Source organism: Chitinophaga polysaccharea, assembly GCF_902150045.1.
GTDB lineage: Bacteria > Bacteroidota > Bacteroidia > Chitinophagales > Chitinophagaceae > Chitinophaga > Chitinophaga polysaccharea_A.
In genome coordinates this window covers 353,844-371,308 of sequence record NZ_CABFVU010000003.1, presented here as the reverse complement: position 1 = coordinate 371,308, position 17,465 = coordinate 353,844, and the positions used below count along the sequence as shown (strand labels likewise).

Here is a 17,465-nt window from a genome sequence, read left to right as displayed (position 1 = left end):
CACCTGATAAAAATTTGCGTTTACCAGCAAAAAAACGCCGTTTGCAAAAAAAATCTTAATATATACAACCAGTTATTTAATTTAGCGGTGAAATGTAAAAACCAATTGTCGTAATGGGCTGAGAATACAAATATGCCATCAATAAAATGATGATTTACCTACAGCCGTTTTTTTCCAAAGACCTCATCCTTCGATAAAGCCACGCCAGCTTCGGATCTATATCCTGAGCGTATTTAATTTTACCATCTCCTCTGAATTACAGGTATTTCCGGCTTCCCGGATCAGTGCTTGTTCATACTTTTTTCCCGCAGCAGCGACCGAATAACTGTGGGATAACATACATAATATATGTCCATGAATCGAACTTTACACCGCATGCTCCTTTTGATGCTTTTAGCATTATGCTGCCTACCGGCAGTAAAAGCTCAAACAGCATTAAACCCCAGTGATCCCGTGATCACTTACAACTCTGCCAATCCTCCTGCAGACCCTCCGTACGACAAGATCACCAAATGGGTGAGAACAGTCAGGATGAGTTATAATACTGATTCTTATAAATCCTACATTTATAAGAATATGGCGTTTCGCCTGAAATTCCCTAGAACCTATGCCCCTGGTGTAAACGACGGGAAAAAGTATCCCATTTACCTGTTCTTCCATGGCGTAGGTGAAAAAGGAACTATCTACGATAACGAATTCCAGTTATTATGGGGTGGACAAACATGGGCCAGTCGCGTTGATAACGGGACTTTCGACGGCTACCTCATTTATCCCCAGAGCCAGGGCGGCTATTGGGGCCCCAACGATTATGATAACCTGAAAGAGGTGATCGATTCTATTGTTACCAGTGCAAAAGGAGATCCCGACCGTTTGATCGTAAATGGCTTGTCCGGTGGCGGATGGGGCACATGGGAATTTACCATGCGCTACCCGCAATTAACCGCAGCTTCATTGCCTATGAGCGCCATGGCAATTGATTACGGCAATCATATTGACACCTACAAGTTCACGCAGATGTGGCTTTTCCAGGGCGGCCTGGATGGCAACCCCGCACCTTATACCACTAACCAGGTGGTGGCCCTCATTAACGCCGCCGGCGGTAACTTTAAACTCACTACTTATCCCAACGATGATCACAATACATGGACAGACGCATGGAATGAGCCCGACTTTACGCCTTTCATGCTAAGGGCCAACAGGCTTAATCCTTATCCATTATTCGGCTCTGCAACTTTTTGTCCCGGTCAGACGCTTACCATTGGTATAGCCCCGGGATTTCAGCAGTATGAATGGCAGAAAGATGGTGTTACTATATCTACCGGTACGTCTAACTCCATCGTGGTAACCACGCCAGGCAGTTACCGTGTAAGAGGACAGCTGCCAAACGGATGGACCGGATGGTCGCCCACACCACTCGTGATCAGCTACAAGCCTGCTTCTCCCAAACAAACTATTACTACATCCCCTGTACTCGCCAGTAATGTGCTCCCTGCTCCGGACGGCGCTACCAGCGTTACCATGCAGGTGCCTTCCGGTCTGATCAGTTATGAGTGGATACGCGCAGGCAGCTCTACTATGCTCAGTACTACCAATACCTTAACCACTTCTACCCCGGGCGCTTATGTAGTGCGGGTAACTACACAGGGAAATTGCATCGGCACTTACTCCGATACTTTCCGGGTTGTAAACAGCACCGGCGTGAATAACCCGGATCCTATCAGCAGCCTGGCAGTGAACAGTTTCACCAAAACACAGATCGTGTTATCGTGGACAGAAAACGCCAACCCAGCTTACAACGAGAAATACTTTGAAATATACCGCGCCACCCTGGCTGGAGGCCCATACACACTTGTAGGACGGAACAATGCCAATGTGGTTACGTTTACAGATAATAATCTTATTCCAAATACAAACTACTTCTATAAAGTACGGCCTGTAAACGATAATGCTGCCGGACCTCTTTCTGCAGAAGTAAAAGGCACCACCTCATCTGACAGCTCCGCTCCTTCTGCTCCACCGTCGCTTATCCTCGGTAGCTACACTAACAACCAGGTAATACTGAACTGGTCGGCCGCTACAGATGATGCAGGTATTGCCGGCTACGACATTTACGCCAACAACGTGTTGAAAATGTCTGTAGGCAATGTGCTTACCGCCACTGTAACAGGTCTTACGGATGGTACCCTGTACAATTTCTATGTGAAGGCGAAAGATGTGTCGGGAAAATCGTCTACCCCAAGCAACCAGGTGACGATAAGAACCAAAAAGGCAAATCTTTCCTATAAATACTATACAGGCAGTTACAGTAACCTGCCCAACTTTACCAGTCTCACGCCAGCCCAAACAGGCAAGGCTTATGTGCCGGACCTTTCCGTTGCACCTGCAGGCGTTACCACTAACTTCGCAGTGATGTGGACTGGTTATATCCGTATCCCGGTTACCGGTTCCTACAAGTTTGAAACGTATTCAGACGATGGCAGCAAGCTGTACTTCAATAAAGCATACAGCAGCAGCGCCACAGCTACCGTAAACAACGATGGTTCGCATGCCGCTACTTATGCATCAGGCACTGTAAGCGTAAACGCGGGCGTATATCCTATTACGGTTACTTACTTCCAGGGAGGCGGCGGCTCCGCCATGGGCGTATACTGGACCAGCACCGCTGCCGGTATTACCACCCGCACACTGATCCCTGCCGAAGCCTTTATTGATACATCTGTTGTTAATGGAACAGCGCCAACAGCGCCAGGCAACCTGGCTGTGGCTGTAAACAATTACAGTAAACTGAACCTTACCTGGACAGATAAAAGTAATAATGAAACCGGCTTCGAAATTTACAGGAGCACCAGCAGCGGCGGAACGTACGCCATTGTTGCTACCACTGCAGCCAACGCAGTAAGTTATACAGATACTGCGCTGAACGCCTCCACTGCCTATTATTACAAAATAAGAGCTATCGGTGTCTATGGCGAATCCGCTTATACTACAGTGGCAAATGCTACTACAGCGGCTAAACCATTGCCACCGGCAGTGCCAACCAACCTGGCTACACAGGCGCTTTCCACACAGGTAGTGAAATTAACCTGGACAGATAACAGCACCATTGAAACAGGTTATGAAATACAACGCTCCCTCACAGACAGCCTGCATTTCAGCGTGCTGAAGAGTGTGGGACCAGTGGTATCCGGACAGGGAACCTTCTCTGATTCCTCTCTCGTTGCCAACACAGTAGTGTACTATAAAGTAAGGGCATACGGAGAAGGCGGTTACTCTGCCTTCACAAAAGCAGTGATCGCAAAATCACTGAACAATCTGCCGGTGATAGCCGATATCAGCAGCCGCACCATCCGCTATGGTACTACCCAAAGCATAGCGTTAACGGCTACCGACCCGGATAATGATGCCATTACTTTCAGTCTTTACAATGCCCCCGCATTTATCACCCTGCAGCAAAATGCCGGCGTTACCTCACTGAACCTGGCGCCAACTGTTGCGCAGCAGGGCACTTATAATGGTGTTGGGGTAATTGCCACAGATGCCAATGGCGGTAAGGATACGGCAATATTTAACCTCATAGTGAACGATAACTATCCTCCGGTGATAGATTCTGTTGCAGGATGGAGTGTAGATGAAGGAACGCAGAAAACCGTAAAGGTATCCCTGCATGATCAGAACCCGGCGAATACCTTCACCTGGACAGCGCTTCAGATTCCTTCTTTTGCTTCAATAACCAGTAATAATGATACCTGTGTAATCAACCTGCAACCAGGATATGGCGCTTCCGGCACCTATACCGTTAAGTTACAGGCAACAGATAACCAGGGTGGTATTGATGTACGGAGCTTTGTATTGACCGTGGTGGATAAACCAACACCGAACTACAAGCTGCTCCTTAACTTCACATTGAATGCCCCTGCGCCTGCACCATGGAATAATATCACCGGTGCTACCCCGAACCTGAAAGATGATAACGGACAAACAACCAGTGTTGGCCTGTCGTTCGACGAAACATGGTGGGCAGGCGGAACAGAAGGCGCTACCACCGGCAACAACAGTGGTATATACCCTGATGTGGTAATGAGCCAGTACCTTTACTTTGGCTCGCTGCCCGGATTCTTTACAGGAGCTCCGTCTATGCATGGGCATATCACCGGGCTGGAAACCAACAGAACTTATTCTATCAAGTTCTTCTCCAGCAGTAAATGGTGGGCGCCACAGCCGGATAACGGCAGCACGCAATACACTATTAATGGTGTAAGCAAAACCCTGAACGTTCAGAATAACACTACCAATGCAGCGGTATTTGAAAACCTGACTGCAGACGCTAACGGCGAAATTAAATTTACGCTCAGCATACCGGCCGGTGGCCAGGTGGGTTACCTGAATGCGATGGAAATAAATGCAGGCGGTGCAGGCGATACTACTGTTGTAGTAAATCAGCCACCGGTAATTGCGGCTATTCCGAATAAAACATTAACAGCCGGAGATACCCTGCATGTACAACTTTCAGCAACAGATCCTGAAAATGATGCGATCACTTATACCGGTTATAACCTTCCTGCTTTTGTTTCTGTGGTACAGTCGCCAGGTACGCCTTACCTCCTGGTGTCCCCTGCTACCAACAATACAGGCCAGTTCAACAATATCGGTGTAATTGGCACAGATACGCATGGTAACAGCGATACGGCGGTATTTAATCTCACAGTAAATGCACCCGCAGGTGGGGATACAAGCGGTTATAAACTGCTTATCAGTATCAAACAGAATTCTACCGCACCAGCGCCATGGAATAACGTAACCGGAAGAGTGACCAACAACCTGAAAAATGACCAGGGACAAACAACTGCGTCCAGCCTGGTATTTGATGAAACCTGGTGGGCTACCAATGGCGAAGGCGCCATTACCGGCAACAACAGCGGCGTGTATCCTGATGCTGTGATCAACGATTTCCTTTACTTCGGTTCACTGCCTGGCTTCTTCTCCGGAGCGCCGAGCATGACCGGTCATATAACAGGACTGGAAGCCGGTAAGAAATTTACCGTTAAGTTCTTCTCCAGCAGTAAATGGTGGGCGCCGCAGCCAGACAATGGCAGCACCCAGTTCACCATCAATGGAGTAAGCCAGACCCTTTATGTACAAAACAATTCACAAAGCGTAGTGAGCTTCGCTAACCTCAGCCCTAATGCAAACGGCGAGATCGTATTTACGCTGAGTGTTCCTGCAGGCGGACAGGTGGGTTACCTCAATGCCATCGAGGTAGTGGCGGGTACTTCCACAGCACCAACAGTCAATCACGCACCGGTAATAGCAGATATTGCCAATCAGAGCCTGGAGGCAGGTTATAGCCTGAATATCCCTGTGGCGGCAACAGACCAGGACAACAACCCGATTACGTACAGTACCGTCAACCTGCCTTCATTTGTTACCCTGGTACAATCAGGCGGCAACGTATCACTTTCCGTGGCGCCAACCATCAGCGATGCAGGCACTTACAATAATGTAAAAGTTATTGCAAAAGATACCTACGGCGCTGCAGACACCACTACGTTCAATATTACAGTAACACCTCCGCCAAACACCAGCGGCAGCTACAAACTGTTCCTGAACTTCAAGCTCAACAATACCGCGCCGGCACCATGGAATAATATCACAGGAGCAACATCTAACCTGAAAAACGACCAGGGCCAAACCACTACCGTTGGATTAAACTTCGATGAAACATGGTGGGCTGCAGGCGTAGAAGGCGCTACTACCGGTAATAACAGCGGTATTTACCCGGATGTGGTACTGGCAGAATACCTTTACTTTGGCTCATTGCCAGGCTTCTTTACCGGCGCACCGGTAATGCACGGCCACCTTACAGGATTGAGCCCCAATACCACTTACACCATTAAGTTCCTGTCGAACAGTAAATGGTGGGCGCCACAACCGGATAACGGCAGCACTCAATTCACCATCAACGGTGTAAGCAAAACCCTGAGCGCACAGAACAATACCAGCAACACAGCAGACTTTACCAATCTTACTGCTGATGCCAACGGTGAAATTGCCTTTACGCTCAGTATTCCTCCGGGCGGACAGGTAGGTTATCTTAATGCGATGGAAATAGTGGCTACCAGCAATATCCAGAACCTCAACAACAATACCCAGGTGATGGGAATAGGTAACAATATAGTAACCACCAATGCCCTGAAAGGCAGCATGCAGGTGAACGTTTATCCTAATCCTTACGTTGATAACCTGGCGATAGATATGACACTGCAGAAAACAGCACCTGTAATGCTCATTGAAATCGTGGACCTGAGCGGCAAACGCCTCTACAGCGAAACAAGGAAAGAGGTGCCACAGGGTAAAAACCTGATCAGGATCAATACCCAGCGCTCGGTTACATTGCCTGGCGTATATTTCCTGAAAATCACTTCTTCTACCGGTGAAACAAAGAGCGTTAAGCTTGTCAGACAGAATTGAGTTGTAACTGAATGATTATTATAAAATAAGACCGTTCCGGAATATTTCCCGGAACGGTTTTTTTATAAAATATTCGCTTTACCCGGAAAACTTCAGCGGTTACCAACTAAATTTTATGTTTCGCTTAAAAATAAAGTGTCTTTTAATATAATCTTTTACCTTTGAGCCATAACCGGATATACCAGGATAGCTTTGCTCCCCGGATATCTCTCCATTAACCTCATCCTCGCTAAAAACCTGATATATTGTAGGGCATCTTGCCAAACATTATCTCATTTTTACCATCTCCTCTGATATACCAATTACCACGCCGGGACAAGGCAGATATACTGCAATGTATGTATATCCCACTCTGCGTATCAATTAAAGTTTAAAGGAAAATTTCTATATGGACATCGTGTATTTTATAAAGGCATTGCTTAAAAAGAAATGGTGGATACTCTTCAGTACCATTGCCGCTGTTGCAGCAGCATTTGCCTTTACCATCGGCAAACCCAAGCTGTATGCCTCCACCGCCCAGATGGCAACGGGGTTCACTACCAATGAACAGATCAAACTGCGCGACGAAAACGTAAACCTTTTTGAAGCAGACGTTAAATTTGATAACGTTATTGAAACCATGAATTCCCCGCTGGTGATAGGGCTCCTCGCCTGCGATCTGATAGTGCACGATCTTACCAGCAACAAACCATTCCGGCATCTTTCAGAAAAAGATCTGAAAGATCCCCACTATACCAGTGCCGATAAGGAAGAAGTGGTGCGCGTTTGCCGCCAGAAGATTGACTCCCTGCAGATACTCTCCTCTTCTGTACCAAGTGAAAGAAAAATACTGGAGTTCATGAAAGTGTACCGGTACGACTTTGAGTCTATCCGCAAGATGTTGTATGCAACACGTCTTTCCCGTACAGACTATATTAATATTATCTGCTACTCTGATAACCCCGAGCTGTCTGCCTACACAGTTAATACCCTCTATAAAGAATTTATCCGCTTTTACCGCAGCTCACGTTCAGAACGTTCTGTTGAAAACGTGGAAACATTTGAAGCGCTGGTAAACCAGAAGAAAGCAGAACTGGATCAGAAAGTAGAAGCACTCAGGGGTTATAAAACACAACAAGGCGTATTAAACGTAGAAACTGCCAGCGGCAACGAATGGGACCTGATCAAACAGTTTGAAAAATCTGTATCTGATGAAAGGGCCAATTACAACAACCTGCAGGCATCTCTCAATAATATAAATGCTCAACTGGCACAGGCTTCCAGCGGCAAGCCTGCATATTCCAATTCCAATGGAGAAATTGTTGCGCTGAGAAAACAGATCAATGATCTGAACGATCAGTATGTGAATTCAGGATCCTCTGATAATGCCCTGGCAGAAAAAATAAAGACCCAGCGCGCCAGGCTGCAGAAAGTACTGCTGGATGCTTCCAGCACCACCGGCAAAGTAAGTACCCGTGAAGAGCTGATCCAAAGCAGGGATGCACTGGAAGCGCAGTTAAGCGCATCAAAGCTCAATATCAGCACCCTGGAAGGAAAGATCCGTAACCTCCGCTCTTCCGTTGGTTCTTATGCCAATAAAGAAGCTACTGTTACCTCACTGCAACAGGAAGTAGAACTGGCACAGGATGAGTATAACAAGCTGAAAGAAAAACTGGGCTCTGCACTGGATAACCGGAATGTACCACAGGATAACTTCCGCCAGACTTTGAAAGGACAGCCGGCTTTTACTCCTGAATCATCCAAGCGGCTGGTGATTATGGGAATGGCAGGCATGGCGGTATTTATGATCTCCTGTATAGGGATCCTCTTCAGGGAATTTATGGACAACTCGCTGAAGTCGCCTTCCGTATTTAACCGCACCTCTAACCTGAAGCTGATTGCCACTATCAATCATACCAATCTTCAGCGCTATAAACTGCTGGAAATATTACAGCGTAAAACAGATGAAGCGCAGTGGTTAAAAAGACAAAATGTTTTCCGTGAACTGTTGCGCAAACTCAGGTATGAGCTGGAAAGCAGCGGTAAGAAGATCTTTCTCTTTACCAGTACAGAACCTCAACAGGGTAAAACCACGCTGCTGCAGGCTGTTGCGTACAGTCTTAGCTTAAGCAATAAAAAAGTGCTGGTGATTGACACCAACTTCTGCAATAATGATGTGAGCGTGCAAATGGAGGCAAAACCAACGCTGGAATATTTCTCCGTGCCACCTTCTGAGTTCACTATTGAAAAAGTAAAAGCAATTACCACTACTTACGAAACTCCGGGTATTGAAATCATTGGTTGTAAAGGTGGCGACTATACGCCGTCGGAGATCCTGCCTCCCAACCACCTGCTTAATTACCTGCCCGAACTGAAAAAGCATTATGATTATATACTGATGGAAGGCGCGCCGCTGAATGATTTCACCGACAGCCGCGAGCTTGCCGCTTACGCAGAAGGTGTGGTAGCGATCTTCTCATCCCATCTGAAAATGAAACAGATCGACAGGGAGTCTTCCGAATTCCTTGAGTCGCTCGGTGATAAGTTCCTGGGAGTTGTTTTGAATAATGTAAAAGAAGATTTTATTGAGCTTTGATTTTTAAACATGTATCAACTGATCTTTAAAGACATATTTAGTTTGCGCCCCGAAAAAAGCGAATCGCGTTATGCCTGGATCGACTATGCCAAGGGAATAGCCATTATACTGGTGGTTTACCGGCATCTGGCGTACGGCCTGGTTGCACGCGGCGTGACTTTGCCCAAAGGAGTGCTGGATACAAACGATATGCTTTACAGTTTCAGGATGCCTTTGTTTTTCCTGCTGTCGGGTTTGTTTTTCGGGAGAAGTGTTGCTAAACGGGGCTCGTTGAATTTTGGGATATCGAAGGTGAACACATTACTGTATCCCTATTTACTTTGGGCAGTAATACAGATCAGCCTGCAGATCTTATTTTCGGAATACTCCAATGCAGAGCGGTCGCGCAGGGATTTTATGAATATTATCCTGCAGCCCAGAACACTAGATCAGCTATGGTACCTGTTTGCATTATTTAATGTTACCATGCTGTATCTGTTCACCTCAACGCTGATCAAAGGAAAGAAGGGCTGGCAATTATTGGTGGGGCTGGCATTACTCGGAGTGGCTCCCTGCGTACAAAGCAGCAGCGCGCTTTATGATATCGCCTTGCATTATATCTACTTTGCTATCGGGGATATTGTTGCCGTATATTTTTTCCAGGGTGAAATACAGGATATGTTATCGAACCCGGTGAGCCTGCTTCTGATCACGCCTGTATTTTGTTTACTGCAATGGTATTACCTGTATCACCAGCAAATGAACCTGTATATATTAATGCTCATTGCACTTAACGGATGTTTGTTCGTGATCATGCTGGCATCCTGGCTGGCAAAGCTGCGAAGGCTGCAGTTCCTGAATGTAATTGGTCATTATTCCCTGTATATCTACCTGCTGCATGTTACCATATTTGCAGGGTTGCGGGCAGTGCTCCTGGGTATAGGGATCACCAACGGCATAACACTGCTGTTGATCTGCATACCATCGGCGATCCTGTTTTCCATCATCGCCTACCGCATACTGGTTAAGGTCGGATGCAGTTTCCTGTTCAGGGGTAAGTTCAGTATTGGCCGTTTAAATAAAAACATAATGACACACAGTTTTATATGAAAATGCAACCAAAAAAGAAGCCGATAGACCAACATCTTCACCAGGTGCTGATTCTCATCTTTATAGCGCTTACAATTATCGCTATGGCTGTTAAAATAGTATTCTTATAAATTGGCTTAAGTGGAAATCGCTAAAAAAAATATTTTCAACATATTTATTATCATCGGTTGGATAGTACTGATCCCGGCTATTGCCTATATCAGTGCCCAGGAGATAAAATACGTTGCATTGCTCATAGGGTTGGTGATTGGAAGCACCGTAGCAGCTGTTTCCCTGCTGAATTACCGTGCCGGCTATTTTATTTCCTGTACCGTTGCACTGACCGTACGCTTACTGGAACGGATGTCTGGTACCGAAATACCCGTGGGAGTGCTCATAGACGCCATCCTGCTGATTACGCTGCTGGGTAGCCTGTTGAAGGCCGGTGACGACAGTATTAAAAAAGTGGACTTCCTCCGGGACCCGGTGCTGATCACCTTTTACATTTATGGGGGTTATGTACTGCTGCAGTTCTTTAACCCGGCATTTGTGTACGACAGGCATGGCTGGACCACCTTTGCCAGGGTATTTGTGCGGAATATGATCTTTATGTACCTGGTCATGAAAATGATCCGTAACATGAACGACCTGAAACTGTTCCTGAAGTTCTGGATCATCATACTTACCATCGCGGCATTTTATGCATGTATACAGCAGTGGTTTGGATTAATGCCCTTTGAGAAGGCGTATATCGCGAAGTATCCTGAGAAATTCAAAACGGTTATTATTCTCACAGGCATACGCATTTTTTCATTCGTATCTGATCCTGCTGTATTTGGCGTGATCATGGCCTGTGGCTGTATTATCAATATTGTGTTACTCACCAGCTCGGGCAGGATGATCACGATGCCTAAGAAAATATTCCTGCTGATATCACTGGCGCTCCAGTTCATGGCATTGGGTTTTTCGGGTACCCGCACGGCTTATATCATGGTGCCGATGGGGCTTATCATGATGCTGTTCGTAAACCTGCGTAACAGGAATACGGTGATAGGTGCAGTGGTATTCGTGTTTGCTTTCCTTGTACTGATGTTTGGCCCGTTTCACGGCAACTCTACTGTGATCAGGATGAGAACGGCCTTCTCCGGTTCGGAAGACGCTTCCCTTAACGTAAGGGATGTGAACCGGCACCGTATACAGCCTTATATCTACAGTCATCCCATTGGCGGCGGGTTTCTCAGCTGTGAGCCAGGTTCGGGCAGTGAACTGGACGGGTTCCCTCCCGACAGCGGTTATCTGCGTACCGCACTTGAACAGGGATGGGTTGGCTTATTACTCATCATAGTAAATATTTACCTGGTAATGCAATACATGGTGAGCAATTATTTCGCCAGCAGAACAGAAATGGAAAAACAGTTTACACTGGTGATCCTTTGCGTAATGTTTGCACTGGTGGTAAGTATTTACGCACAGGAGTCGTCAGGCCTCATTGAATCAGCCCTGCTTTACTATGCACTTAACGGCATCTCTATAAAACTAAAATATTTATTATCATCTCCAAATATCACAACATGAAACGAGTACTATTCTTTTTATTAGTAGCATTAACAGGTACAATGGCAAAGGCACAAAGAGCCGACACCAGCATTGTGCTGCGCCTGCCGGCCGACCAGCCAACAGTGGCCAGGTTAAAAACAAGACTGGTGGAGCTTGCCATGGAAAATCCACAGATCAAAGCACTGGACATAAAAAAACAGATCACCAAATACGATGAAAACAGGGCCAAAGCCGGCTGGCTGGATATGATTGTTGCCTCTGGTAACCTGAACGAATTCACGATCAAAGGAGGCGGCACCACCACCAACAATACTTTATATCCAAGGTATAACTTTGGTATCAATGTACCGCTTGGTCACCTGGTTAGCATTCCTAATGAAGTGAAAATTGCAAAAGCCAACGGGAAAGTTTTCGAACAACAGAAAGAAAGCGAAAAACTGGCGTTGAAATCTGCTGTACTTCGCGCTTACGAAGACTATGCCACCAACAAACAATTGTATGAGCTGCAGCTCCCTTTACTGGAAGACGCCTACAACCATTACAAACAAACCGAACAGAAATTCTCCAAAGGAGACCAGAACACCGCTGTAGAAGGTTTGAATGAAGCATACCGCATCTACAACGCGGAAATGGTGCGCAAGGTGAACCTGGAAAGAGATGTAAAGCAGTCGAAGTTAGTACTGGAAGCCATTATCGGGACTACTATGGAAGAAGTATTGCTGCATTTATAATAACGGGTTAGTGAACATGGTATCCGGCAATACGGATCACTGAAAATAAAATCAAGAATGAGAGTATTTCTTATTATCGCACTTACGCTGCAGACGTTATTAGTATCTGCACAGGATTTAAAACCATTCAAACAGATTGAGGTGCAGATCACACCCTGGCATCATATACCGGCCTTGTTAAAGCTGCCGGACAATCCGAAAAGTGGGAAAAGATATCCGCTGCTTATTTGCCTTCACGGCAGAAGCATTGCCGGTACTGATGTTACTAAAATCTTCAGGCAGGGTGTGGCCAGGCAGATGCATGAAGGAAAGAATATTGATGCCGTGAATAAACTGGACGGTAAAAAATATGAGTTCATTGTAATGGCGCCACTGGCTACCAGCTGGTCGCTCGGTCCTGAGCACCTGGACGCCGTTATTACAGATGTATTGAAAAGATATCCGATCGACTCTTCCCGCATTTATATCACCGGATATAGCGCCGGCGGATGGTCTGTAGCCATGGCTGTAACTGATAAAAGAACGGCAAAGCGGGTGGCTGCCGCAGTGAATATGTCGCCCGCCACTATTGATGCCGAGAATCTGAAAAGCTTCCAGGTAACTGCTAAGAACAATATTCACGTGTGGTATTTTGGAGGAAGTGAGGAGCCGGTTTTCCTGGGCAACTGTAAACTTTACGCCGACAGTACAAACAAGTACAAACCGGGACTTACAAAGCTGAGCATCGGGGATCATAAACACTGCTGCTGGGAACAGTATTACAACCCGTCCTACCGGGAAGACGGGATGAATATTTACGAGTGGCTATTGCAGTTCAAAAGATAAACAGGCATGGCGGGGCGCAGGAAATGGATCTTAATACTAACGGGAGGTACAACGTTGCTGCTGACGGGGATTTTCTTCCTCATTAAACAGCAACAGGAAACCGCTTCCCTTAATGATATCACCCGCAGGGCGGCGCCGGGCTCCTTTATACGGCTGCAACAGGGAACCGTTCATTACAGCTTGTCCGGCCCCGATACAGCGAGGCTACTGGTGTTGATACATGGAGGCGGCTGCACCGGTATGGAAGTGTGGAAAAACAATATTCCTTATCTCCTCTCCAAAGGGTACAGGGTATTGTCTTATGATCTTTATGGCCGGGGATATTCCGACAAACCCGAAACAGTATATGATCTCCGGCTGTACCGGGAGCAACTGGTGGCGCTGCTCGACACATTACAGCTCCGGCAGCCGTTTGATATGATTGCGATGTCGATGGGAGCGCCTATCGGGTTGGACTATGCAGCGGGGCATCCTGATCGCGTGAAGCAGATCATACTGCTGGGGCCAGCGGCCAGCGGCGATCTTCACCCAAGTAAACTGCTGAAGTTCCCGGTGATAAGAGACCTCCTGATGAGTGGCTATTGGTATCCCCGCTCAGTGGAAAAACAAAGAAAAGAGTTTGTGAACCAGCCATTGTTCAACAGCTATGCAACGAGATTGAAATATTTTATGAATTTCAGGGGGTATAAGCGCATTACCTATTCCTCCTGGACGAATATGCTGAATCAAAGCCAGCTTTATCTGCTGGAAAAAATTCCGCCCCGGAAAATATTCCTTATTTACGGGAAACAGGACCCCTTTTTCCCAAAAGAGAAATTAAGTTCTTATACCGCTTTATACCCAACTTTAGAAGTACATGAAGTAGACAGCGCCGGGCACATGCCTCACTATGAGCAGCCACAGGAAGTAAATGAACTGATGTGGAAGTATCTTGAAGGGAAAAACTAATGCCCGGTAAAAAGAAAACAGCCGCTCCGGTTAACCGGGCGGCTGTTTCATTATCTGGTGACAATATATCAGTTGGTTCTGTAACCGGTGGTCAGCAGGGCTGAACCGGATTTAGGCTGGTAGAAATTATTGGTGTCCACACCTGCATCCGCCACAGTTGCGAATTTGGAATTGGCTTCCACACCGGTTCCTTCTATAACAGAAGCTCCGTTTTCCGTATAGATATAAGCATTAAGAGCAATAGTGCCGCCGCTTACCCTTGGTTGAATAAAGGCATTGTCTTTCACGATCTGCGCTGCGGTCATACCAAAATAACCGTTAATACGGAGGGATACACCTCCTGTTCTGGCAATAGTATTATTGGTGATCTGCACCACTGCCTTATCGGTTCCTCTCAGGCTCACCCCATCTCCCTGGTTATCTCTTAACAGGTTGTTATGAATGATGTGGGTAGCGCCATTTTCGCCGGATCCGTAGAACTGGATCAGCTCACCCCAGCCATCGTGTACATAGTTATCGTGCACGTTGGTGTTGGTAGTACGGCCTCCGATGAGGATACCTCCGTTATGGCCTGAGTTATGCTGACCGCCCCAGCTGGTAACGGTGTTGCCATAGATCTCCAGTTTGTCGATAGCAGCTGTCTGGATACCGTCTGCGCCTCCATTTGCCACACTGTTGTTATAGATCTTTACATTGCGCCATTTAATAGGCTGTACATACTGCTGGCCGCTTACAAACCCTGAAGGATTGCCGTAGTAAGGCGCATTGGCTGTCAGGTTCCAGTAAAGGGCAGTATGACCAATATAAAATGCTTCATTGTTGGTACCGCTGATGGCCACATCATGGATCAGCAGGTTGTCCATATAAGAGTTAGGATACTGGGTGGTCAGATCACCTTTTATTGGATCTGTTTTAGCCCAGATACCTGTTCCGCCGTTATGTATGGTAACATTGGCGATCTCGAAATTATCGGTGTGCTGGCTGAGGGTAAAGTCGAAATATGCTTCCCTTCCTGCCTGGGTGCTTCCTTCAATTACAAATTCGGATTTGGATTTTTCACCGCCTGCTTTTACATAGTGACAGTTTACAAAACTGATAGCAGTTGCCCAGGAGCCACCGCTCCAGGATGGATTGCCAATTTTAACTACGGTACCACTGGCATTTTTAACTATGATAGGACTGCCGGAGGCGCCTTTCAGATTATTAAAAACGACAGCAGAAAATGTTCCTTTCAGATTCAGGATCTCCCCTGCTTTATAAATGCTGCCGTCTACCACCAGCCTGCCGTCCTTATCAGGAACAAGCGTATACTGCTTCGCGCCAACAGGGGGCTTTGCTGCAGTTTCAGTTGGATTATTTTCTGGTACTAGCTGGCTTATTTGATCCTTATTGCAACTTTCTGTTGTGATAACTAAAGCCAATGCAACGGATACGAATGTGAACATAGACAATCGTGCGGTAATGTTGTGCCTCATGGTTTTTCAGATATTATATGGTTTCAATAAAAAGCTCACAATTACGCTAAGTAACTGCAATTGATTCAAGTGATATGGATTCGGTCATTCAAGAAATAATGCACTGTTTACAATTGTCTCCGGAAACAATTTTAACGGTCCATTTTTAATTTATGGCTGCGAATATCCAGAAATTCCGGACATAAAACAGCATCTAAACGGACGTCTTCCGCGAAATATTATATGGCCCAAAAGGGGCTATATAAGTTATAACGGATTTTGTGGAGGCAATAAATGTTACGATGCCCTTCCTGAGAAATAGACCGAACCTGTAATGCACTTACCAGTCCTGAAACGCAGGCCAATCAATAATATTACTATTAAATATACTATAATATTAACAGTAATATGTAACTTTTTTTTGAAATCTTTAGAAAAAAATGAAAAACTTTTCCACATTCATAAAACGTGGTAAAATGAAGCACAAATGAATAAAAAGGTACAAGGCTCTAAACAAAAAAGCCGTCTCAAAAGTTGAAACGGCCAGTTTGTAATTATATATACTTCCGGGACGATTATAAACCGAAAGCGGCTTTTACTTTGTCTACGTAGTCCAGCTTCTCCCAGGTGAACAGCTCTACTTCCACGCTCTTCTCGTGCTTCTTGCCTTTGTTGAACACTTTGGTAACCACCTTGGGTTCGCGGCCCATGTGGCCATAAGCGGCAGTTTCGCTATAGATAGGATTGCGCAGTTTCAGTCTTTGTTCGATAGCATAAGGGCGCAGGTCAAAGATTTCTTCGATCTTCTTAGCGATTTCACCATCATTCAGCTTCACTTTGGAAGTGCCATTGGTATTCACATAAATACCGCAAGGCTTGGCCACACCGATGGCATAAGACACCTGTACCAGTACTTCATCGCACACGCCGGCAGCTACCAGGTTTTTGGCGATATGACGGGTGGCATAAGCAGCGGAACGGTCTACCTTGGAAGGATCTTTACCGGAGAAAGCGCCACCACCGTGAGCACCCTTACCACCATAAGTATCAACGATGATCTTGCGGCCGGTTAAGCCGGTATCGCCATGAGGTCCACCGATCACAAATTTACCGGTTGGGTTGATGTGGTGATTGATATCGAAGCCCTCGAACAGTTTTTGCAGTTCCGGTTTCAGCTGGGCTTTTACACGGGGGATCAGGATATTGATCATATCTTCCTTGATCTTTGCCAGCATTTTCTCATCAGTATCGAAATCATCGTGCTGTGTGGAAATCACGATAGAATCGATTCTTACCGGTTTATTATCATCAGAATATTCGATAGTTACCTGTGATTTAGCATCGGGGCGCAGGTACTTGATTTCTTTATTTTCGCGGCGGAGCACTGCCAGTTCCAGCAACAGTTTATGTGCCAGGTCCAGTGCCAGCGGCATATAGTTTTCTGTTTCACGGGTAGCATAACCAAACATCATACCCTGGTCGCCTGCACCCTGCTCTTCAGGGGATTTACGGTCTACACCCTGGTTGATATCGGGAGACTGCTCATGTATGGCAGAAAGAATTCCGCAGGAATTCGCTTCAAACATATACTCACTCTTGGTATAACCGATCTTACGGATTACTTCCCTTGCAATATCCTGCACATCGAGGTATGCCTCTGATTTCACCTCACCTGCCAAAACAACCTGGCCGGTAGTTACAAGCGTTTCACAAGCTACTTTGGATTTTGCATCATATGCCAGAAAGTTGTCGATCAAAGCGTCAGAAATCTGATCAGCTACTTTATCAGGATGTCCTTCTGAAACGGATTCAGATGTAAATAAATAAGGCATAAAAAAC

The 17,465-nt window shown here is 46.2% G+C and carries 9 protein-coding genes; 7 read left to right on the top strand and 2 right to left on the bottom strand.

Features of this window, described 5'->3' with window-relative positions:
- The first annotated feature begins 354 nt into the window (after positions 1-354).
- From FN124_RS21835 to FN124_RS21805, 7 genes are all read left to right on the top strand, one after another.
- Positions 355-6,468, top strand: coding sequence for a fibronectin type III domain-containing protein (locus tag FN124_RS21835; protein ID WP_185937314.1), 6,114 nt, complete (start codon positions 355-357; stop codon positions 6,466-6,468).
- 388 nt (positions 6,469-6,856) lie between these two features.
- The gene (locus FN124_RS21830; RefSeq protein ID WP_142686905.1) at positions 6,857-9,043 is read left to right on the top strand and encodes an exopolysaccharide transport family protein; all 2,187 of its coding nucleotides are present in this window, start codon (positions 6,857-6,859) and stop codon (positions 9,041-9,043) included.
- Between the two features lie 9 nt (positions 9,044-9,052).
- Complete coding sequence (locus FN124_RS21825; protein WP_142686904.1) at positions 9,053-10,132, top strand: acyltransferase family protein; 1,080 nt, start codon at positions 9,053-9,055, stop codon at positions 10,130-10,132.
- Positions 10,133-10,252: 120 nt separating this feature from the next.
- The gene (locus tag FN124_RS21820) at positions 10,253-11,686 is read left to right on the top strand and encodes an O-antigen ligase family protein (RefSeq protein ID WP_142686903.1); all 1,434 of its coding nucleotides are present in this window, start codon (positions 10,253-10,255) and stop codon (positions 11,684-11,686) included.
- Complete coding sequence (locus FN124_RS21815; RefSeq protein ID WP_142686902.1) at positions 11,683-12,399, top strand: TolC family protein; 717 nt, start codon at positions 11,683-11,685, stop codon at positions 12,397-12,399. The genes FN124_RS21820 and FN124_RS21815 overlap by 4 nt, the downstream gene beginning before the upstream one ends.
- A gap of 57 nt (positions 12,400-12,456) precedes the next feature.
- Positions 12,457-13,224, top strand: coding sequence for a carboxylesterase family protein (locus FN124_RS21810; protein WP_142686901.1), 768 nt, complete (start codon positions 12,457-12,459; stop codon positions 13,222-13,224).
- 6 nt (positions 13,225-13,230) lie between these two features.
- Positions 13,231-14,172 carry an alpha/beta fold hydrolase gene (locus FN124_RS21805; protein ID WP_142686900.1) on the top strand — a complete coding sequence of 314 codons (942 nt, stop codon included), beginning with the start codon at positions 13,231-13,233 and terminating at the stop codon, positions 14,170-14,172.
- Positions 14,173-14,240: 68 nt separating this feature from the next.
- Here FN124_RS21805 and FN124_RS21800 read toward each other — a convergent pair whose 3' ends face one another.
- The gene (locus FN124_RS21800) at positions 14,241-15,647 is read right to left on the bottom strand and encodes a right-handed parallel beta-helix repeat-containing protein (RefSeq protein ID WP_142686899.1); all 1,407 of its coding nucleotides are present in this window, start codon (positions 15,645-15,647) and stop codon (positions 14,241-14,243) included.
- Between the two features lie 554 nt (positions 15,648-16,201).
- A complete protein-coding gene (metK, locus tag FN124_RS21795) occupies positions 16,202-17,458 on the bottom strand; it encodes a methionine adenosyltransferase (protein ID WP_142686898.1) in 1,257 nt (418 codons plus the stop codon).
- Between the last annotated feature and the right edge of the window lie 7 nt (positions 17,459-17,465).